6 protein-coding genes, 1 tRNA gene and 2 rRNA genes are annotated in these 6,598 nt (G+C 62.3%); 4 read left to right on the plus strand and 5 right to left on the minus strand.

The features are described 5' to 3' along the window. Positions 1-20: 20 nt before the first annotated feature. Entirely contained in the window at positions 21-725 is a 705-nt protein-coding gene (locus EGH24_RS09505; RefSeq protein ID WP_142979902.1) for a hypothetical protein, read from the plus strand. 122 nt (positions 726-847) lie between these two features. On the opposite strand, the gene EGH24_RS15370 is transcribed toward EGH24_RS09505, so the two are convergent. After that, complete coding sequence (locus EGH24_RS15370; RefSeq protein WP_185903291.1) at positions 848-1,435, minus strand: hypothetical protein; 588 nt, start codon at positions 1,433-1,435, stop codon at positions 848-850. A 221-nt stretch (positions 1,436-1,656) separates the two neighbouring features. Beyond that, positions 1,657-3,303, minus strand: coding sequence for a thermosome subunit beta (gene thsB, locus EGH24_RS09515; protein ID WP_142979930.1), 1,647 nt, complete (start codon positions 3,301-3,303; stop codon positions 1,657-1,659). 321 nt (positions 3,304-3,624) lie between these two features. Between thsB and EGH24_RS09520 the strand changes: the two genes are divergently transcribed. From EGH24_RS09520 to EGH24_RS09530, 3 genes are all read left to right on the plus strand, one after another. After that, a complete protein-coding gene (locus EGH24_RS09520) occupies positions 3,625-3,978 on the plus strand; it encodes a hypothetical protein (RefSeq protein WP_142979903.1) in 354 nt (117 codons plus the stop codon). A 77-nt stretch (positions 3,979-4,055) separates the two neighbouring features. Continuing rightward, a complete protein-coding gene (locus EGH24_RS09525; protein ID WP_142979904.1) occupies positions 4,056-5,330 on the plus strand; it encodes a hemolysin family protein in 1,275 nt (424 codons plus the stop codon). Positions 5,331-5,403: 73 nt separating this feature from the next. After that, positions 5,404-5,850, plus strand: a complete 447-nt coding sequence (locus EGH24_RS09530) for a hypothetical protein (RefSeq protein WP_142979905.1) — start codon at positions 5,404-5,406, stop codon at positions 5,848-5,850. A gap of 3 nt (positions 5,851-5,853) precedes the next feature. On the opposite strand, the gene EGH24_RS09535 is transcribed toward EGH24_RS09530, so the two are convergent. From EGH24_RS09535 to EGH24_RS09545, 3 genes are all read right to left on the minus strand, one after another. Next, positions 5,854-5,929 (minus strand) — tRNA-Cys (locus EGH24_RS09535). 216 nt (positions 5,930-6,145) lie between these two features. Next, positions 6,146-6,267 (minus strand): 5S ribosomal RNA (rrf, locus tag EGH24_RS09540). Between the two features lie 129 nt (positions 6,268-6,396). After that, positions 6,397-6,598 (minus strand): 23S ribosomal RNA (locus EGH24_RS09545); the annotation flags it as partial.

A 6,598-nucleotide genomic window follows, 5' to 3' on the forward strand; every position in this document is an offset into this window, starting at 1 on the left:
GACGGTCGAATCGGTCACGTATGCCCGCATACGAGCGGACCGCCGCGAGCGACCTCCAACTCATCGACCGCTGGGATGACGGGTTCGGATGGCTGTCCCACCCCGAGGAGACGGGCCAGCGTGCGAGCCACGCGATCCGAGCCGACGACGGCGTCTGGGTGATCGATCCGGTTGACGCTCCGGGACTCGATACCCACCTCGAAGAACTGGGAGAGGTCGTTGGCGTCGCCGTGTTCTGCAGTTACCACGCGAGGGATGCCGAAGCGATTGCGAACCGTCACGACGTCCCCGTATACGTTCCGCGGTGGATGGACCGGATTCCCGAGCAGGTAGACGCGCCGATCGAGCAGTACGACTCAGTGCTCGGGGACTCAGGGTTCGAGATATACCGGTACGAACCGCTTGCACAGTGGCAGGAAGCAGTCGCATACCGCGAACGCGATGGTACACTCGTCGTCCCGGACCTCCTCGGATCGAGCCCGGGGTACACAGTCGGCGACGAACGGGTCGGCGTGGTGCTTTCACACCGACTGTTTCCGCCGAGTGAGACGCTCGGCGATCTCGACCCCGAACGGATTCTGTTCGGCCACGGCGAAGGGGTGTTTGAAGATGCGAGCGCAGCACTTGAGACGGCCCTGTCGGGAGCGCGGAAACGGTTTCCTCGCGCGCTCGTGACACAGTTTGGAACGAACCTCCGGCTGTTCGCCGCCGCGATAACGGACTGAGAAGATCAGGGGACGCTGATGAGACGGCTACATTCCCACTAACGTAATTCGAAGAGAAACGTGCCCGTCGGCTGGCGGACGGAGCCTACGAGCGGGGGAGCGTCTGCGGCAGTGTCGTCAGCTTACTCATCGTCGTCATCTTCATCCTCGTCGTCCTCATCGTCTTCCGCTTCGTCTGCTTCCTCATCTTCCTCGTCATCATCGTCACCTTCGTCGTCATCGTCGTCAGCGTCCTCGGCTTCGTCTCGTTCATCGGCTTCCTCGCTCTCGTCGTCAGCGTCTTCGTCGTCCGCGTCGTCAACGATTTCGTACTCGTATTTCTCCTCAACGAGCGTCAACGAACCGTCCTGAATGACGTACTCCAGTTTGCCCTCTGCGTTGTCGGATTCGTACTCGACCTCAAGCTCTTCGAGCGATTCGTCACCGTCAGTGAGGGCCGAACGGTTGACCGTCGCCGTTCCATCAGCGTCGGTGGTGAGCGTTACCTCCTCGTCACCGGCCACGGTGAGCGAGGCGTTCTCGACGGGGTCGCCGGCGTCGGTCATCGTTACCGCGACCGTGTCAGCATCGAGCGACGCGTCCAGTTCGAGATCGGAGACGGACGCTGCCGACGCGCCGGTATCTGTCTGTGCGACACCCGCTGCGGCGGCACCGGTGCCCGCAACGAGGACCACTGCCAGCATCGCTAGGAGGGTCTTTGGGAGTGACATTGTGATTGGCACAACGGGTGGAGAGGGTATAATTCGAGAACACCGTCACTCGGAATTGCATCGAGTTTCGCCGGATTAACTCGGGAGAAATTGTATCAGAAACACGGACGGCGACTGTTCCACTGACCGAAAAAAGAAACCGAAGGTGGAGCGTGTGACAGCAGTTCAGTTGACAGCCGAGGCGTGTGTCGGAACGTATTTTGAGTGGCTGTTGGCCGAGCTTACATCGCGCCGCCCATGCCACCCATACCGCCCATGCCGCCCATGCCGCCNNNNCCGCCGGGGCCGCCNTCGTCCTCTTCGCCTTCNGTGGAGAGGTCGCCCGCGGCGATGATGTCGTCGATCTTGAGCACGAGGTTCGCGGCCTCGGTGGCCGAGGAGAGCGCCTGCTCCTTGGCGTGGGCCGGCTCGACGACGCCGGCGTCGNAGGTGTNCNCNACGTCGCCGGTGAANNCGTTCAGGCCGGCGTGGGTGTCGCCACCCTCGTGTTCGGCGCGGAGGTCGACCAGCAGGTCGATCGAGTCGAGCCCGGCGTTTTCGGCAAGGACGCGGGGCACGAGTTCGAGCGAGTCGGCGAAGGCTTCGATAGCCAACTGCTCGCGGCCCTCNACGCNGTCNGCGTANTCGCGGAGNCGNNNNGCGANCTCGACCTCGATGGCGCCGCCGCCGGCGAGCACGCGCCCGTCGGTGACGGTGGACGCGACGACGTCGAGCGCGTCGCCGATGCCGCGCTCGAGTTCGTCGACGACGTGNTCCGTNGANCCACGNAGNAGNAGNGTGACGCCGTGGNNNTCGTCGCCGGTGCCTTCGACGTAGAAGAGTTCGTCTTCCTCGTCGCGGCTGATCGTCCCTTTGCCGAGGTCGGCGGCGGTCAGGGAGTCGATATCGGAGACGACCGCGCCGCCGAGGACGTTTTTGAGGAACTTGATATCGGACTTCTTGGTGCGGCGGATGGCGAGGATACCCTCTTTGGCGAGGTAGTGCTGGGCGAGGTCGTCGATGCCTTTCTGGCAGAAGACCACGTCAGCACCGCTGTCGACGATTTTGTCGACCTTCGCTTTGAGCTGTTCTTCCTCTTGGTCGAGGAACTTCTGAAGCTGGTCGGGGGATTCAATGGAGACCTGCGTGTCAACGTCGGTCTCCTCGACTTCGATCGCTTCGTTGAGCAGCAGCGTGTCGGCGTTCTCGAAGCTCGTCGGCATGTCGTCGACGACGGGGTCTTTGTCGATGACCGCGCCGACGAGGAGNTCGCNNTCNCCGGCCGAGCGGCCGGTCTGNGTCTCGATGTTGANGTNNTNGAGGTCGACGACGTGGGAGCCGTCGTCNGCTTCGACCGTGATCTGCTGGACGGCGCGGACGACGAGGTCCGCCAGCACGTCCTTTTCGAGCTCCGCGCCCTTGCCGGTCATCGAGGTCTCGGCGACCTTTTTGAGGAGTTCCTCGTCGTCGGGGTCGACGGGTTCGGCGATGTTGTCGACCTCGTCGCGGGCNNNCTCGCTNGCGAGGTGGAANCCNTTGATGATCGCNGTCGGGTGGATGTCCTGCTCGAGGAGGTCCTCGGCGTTCTTCAGCAGTTCGCCCGCGATGGCGACGGCCGTCGTGGTACCGTCGCCGGCCTCGTCCTCCTGTGTCTCCGCGACCTCGACGATCATCGAGGCCGTCGGGTTGTCGATGTCCATCTCCTCGAGGATGGTGACCCCGTCGTTCGTGACGGTCACGTCGCCCATCGAGGAGACGAGCATCTTGTCCATCCCTTTCGGCCCGAGCGTCGAGCGGACCGCNTCGGCNACCGCGCGNGCNGCNGAGATGTTGTNNNNCTGNGCGTCCTTGTCCTGGACGCGCTGTGAATCCTCTCCGAGAATGATCATCGGTTGGCCCTGCTGCATGCGCTGACTCATAGTTCACCGCTTGATTGTTTGTGATTCTATATAAACGTGTTGTTCGTCGAATTAGCGAGCGAGTGCGTTGGCGACGACCGCGTTCAAAAAACACACAGCAAGCGAGTGGTTTCGTCGTATTCATGCGTCGTGTTATCACGGGTCTATCCAAACCGAAAGAGACTGATTCGGACTGTTTTATATATCGACGGAGCCGTCGCACCGAGCGTCACGGTGGGGCGGCGGGTCGGCTGCCGGACTGTCCGCCAGCGTAGTACACACATACATACGCGCCCGGACACACGACCACGTATGGTCCTCCCACTCATCGGCGCGCTCGTCTCGTTCATTATCGCCCTCCTCATCGGCGGGTTGGCGATCTACCTCAGCGCGCGGTTCGTCGTCGACGTCGACGACTACAGCCACGCAATCGTTACCGCGGTCCTCGGTGCGATCGGCTGGGCACTCACCTCGTGGGTACCGCTGATCGGCCCGCTTATCGCCCTCGTCGTCTGGATCGGCGTCATCAATTGGCGGTACCCCGGCGGCTGGACAAAGGCCGGGATCATCGGCTTCATCGCGTGGCTCGCGGCGTCGATCATCCTGTTCGTCACGAACAGCCTCCTTAGCCTCGGTATCGGTGCGTTCGGGATTCCCGGTGCCTGAGCGACGCAGCAAGCAGGCGACGCGACCGCGCTCCCGAGCTACAACTATAAACCGCCGGCGTCGGTAACCTCGCTACCGTGGTTACCGACTCACTCGCCGTCGTCGCCGGCGTTATCGCCCTCCTGTTGGGCCTCAGCGCCTTCTTTTCGGCCAGCGAGATCGCCGTCTTCTCGCTGGAGCGACACCGCCTGTCAGCCTTGCGAGACGGAAGCGACAGCCGGGGAAACCTGCTCGCCCGACTGCGTGACGACCCACACAGACTGCTGGTGACGATCCTCGTCGGCAACAACCTCGTCAACATCTCGATGGCGAGTCTCGCCACCGTCGCCATGGTCGGCGTCTTCGGCGCGGGGGCGGGCGTCACCGTCGCCACTGCCGTGATGAGCGTCCTGATCCTCGTGATCGGCGAGATCGCGCCGAAATCCTACGGCGTCGCCAACGCCGAGCGAACCGCCCTCCGGGTCGCCCGGCCGCTGGGTGCGATCCAACGCGTACTCTACCCGGTCGTCGCCGTCTTCGAGTGGATAGCCACCCGGATCAACAAACTCACCGGCTCGGACAACGCCGATCGGCCGGAACTCACCCGGATCGAGTTGGAGCGGCTGATCGCCACCGGCGAGCGGGTCGGCGCGATCGACACCGCCGAGCGGGCCATGGTCGAAGCGATCTTCGAGTTCGGCGAGACGAGCGCACGCGAAGTGATGGTCCCCCGCCCGAACGTCGTCGCTGTCGACCGCGACACGCCGCTGGCGGAGATCGTCGGTCGCTGTGCCGACGAACGGACGACCCGGGTGCCGGTCTATGAGGACAACCTCGATCACGTCGTCGGCGTCGTCGACATCCGTGACGCCGAGCGGGCACTGCGGGAGGGACTCACGCTCGATGACGTCCTGATCTCGCCGCTGATCGTGCCGGACTCCCAGCGAATCGATACCCTGCTAACCGAGATGCAGGCCGAACGCCACCCGATGGCCGTCGTCGTCGACGAGTACGGCGAAATGGAGGGCGTTGTGACGATCGAGGACATTCTCGAAGAGATCGTCGGCGATATCTTCGAAGTCGGCGAGGAACGGTTCGTCCGGGCGACGACCGACGGCCTCGTCGTCAAAGGCGAGGTGACCGTCGGCGAGATCAACGATATCCTCGGCGTTGCCCTCCCGCGACACGGGGATTACGAAACCGTCGCGGGACTCATCAACGCGGAGCTCGGACGATTGGGCGAGGTCGACGACACGGTTGCGTTCCCCGATGTCGGAATCACACTCAGCGTCGAGGCGGTCGAACGGAACCGGATTCGCCGGGTGCGAGTGAGTCGAGACGGAGTCGAGACAGGCGAAACCGACGACAGCTAAGCGAGACGGGAGAAGGGTTGAGTCAACGAGATCGCAGCCAGAGTTTTATATTCGGTTCCGTTAGCTAACAGATATGCCAACTCGTCGGCGGGTGCTAACTGGTGTTGGTGTGACAGCCGCGCTTGCCGGCTGTGCCGAAAACATCGATGCCGAACTCAACCCGAACGACGAGACGCCCGACGGCGTGTTCGTTGTCAACTCGACGTTCGAAGTGGCACCGTTGACACGTGCGAGCGTGACCGTGCGGAACCCGCTGGACACGGAGAAACGGGTCGATGTGTGGGTCCGCCTGTACGACACTACCGAAAGCGAAATCGCAACCGAATCAGTGAGTTTCAACGTACCGAGTGACTCGACGAGTATCGTGCCGGTGGCATTCGATATTACCGGGACGCAATTGTCGAGCGTTGCAAGCCACGCTACCACAGTAACCGATGTCGGCGAGGAGCCGGACTTCAGTAGTGCGCAGCAGTTCGGCAACGCATCGGCGTCGAACGAGGAATCAGACGAAGGTATATAGACAAGCCAAGGGTCGGATTTGAACCGACGATGGGCGGCTCTGCAGGCCGCTGCGTTAGGCCGGACTCTGCCACCTTGGCGCGGCTGAAAATATCCCCGAGAGTCGCTTAAGCCTAGCGGTTGGGACCGCTTCGAGGAGATCGAGAAACGCGGCGGCACCGCTATCGGTTCGATTTCGGTTGTTGTAAGCGATAGCGAGACGAGAGAGCTGTCGCTAGCTGATGAAAACTGCCCTCGCCAGCGGCAGCGTGTGCTGTTGCTGGCGAGCGTATGAATGAAGAGTATGAAGTATGAATGGGTGGCGGCGAACCACGACTCCCAGAGGGTCGCCCACTCCAGTACTGCGCGGAACGCAGACGAGCTTAACTGCCGTGTTCGGGATGGGTACGGGTGGAACCTCGTCGCTATGGCCGCCGAAACCGACCACCGGAATCGAACCAGTGTCAAACCAGTATCGGCGCCTACCACCTCACGAGTTGTGTTGTATCGTGTATCCGTGCAATCCAGTTCGCGCCTGGACCCATTACAGTGGGTCACAGTGCTTCGTATGATTGTTGGCTTGGGCTGTTAGTGCTCGTGGACTCAACACCTCGTTGCCTTGGTGCGTACATCCCGAGTCTATCGAACTCGTCTTCTACGAGTGCCCTCAGTGGAACGTCTTTTTCATGTGGGTTTCGAGCTTAGATGCGTTCAGCTCTTACCCCGCGGCACGTGGCTACTCGGCAACTGCCTTCTCNGACAACCGATAC

It is taken from the genome of Halonotius terrestris (assembly GCF_006861665.1).
Lineage (GTDB): Archaea > Halobacteriota > Halobacteria > Halobacteriales > Haloferacaceae > Halonotius > Halonotius terrestris.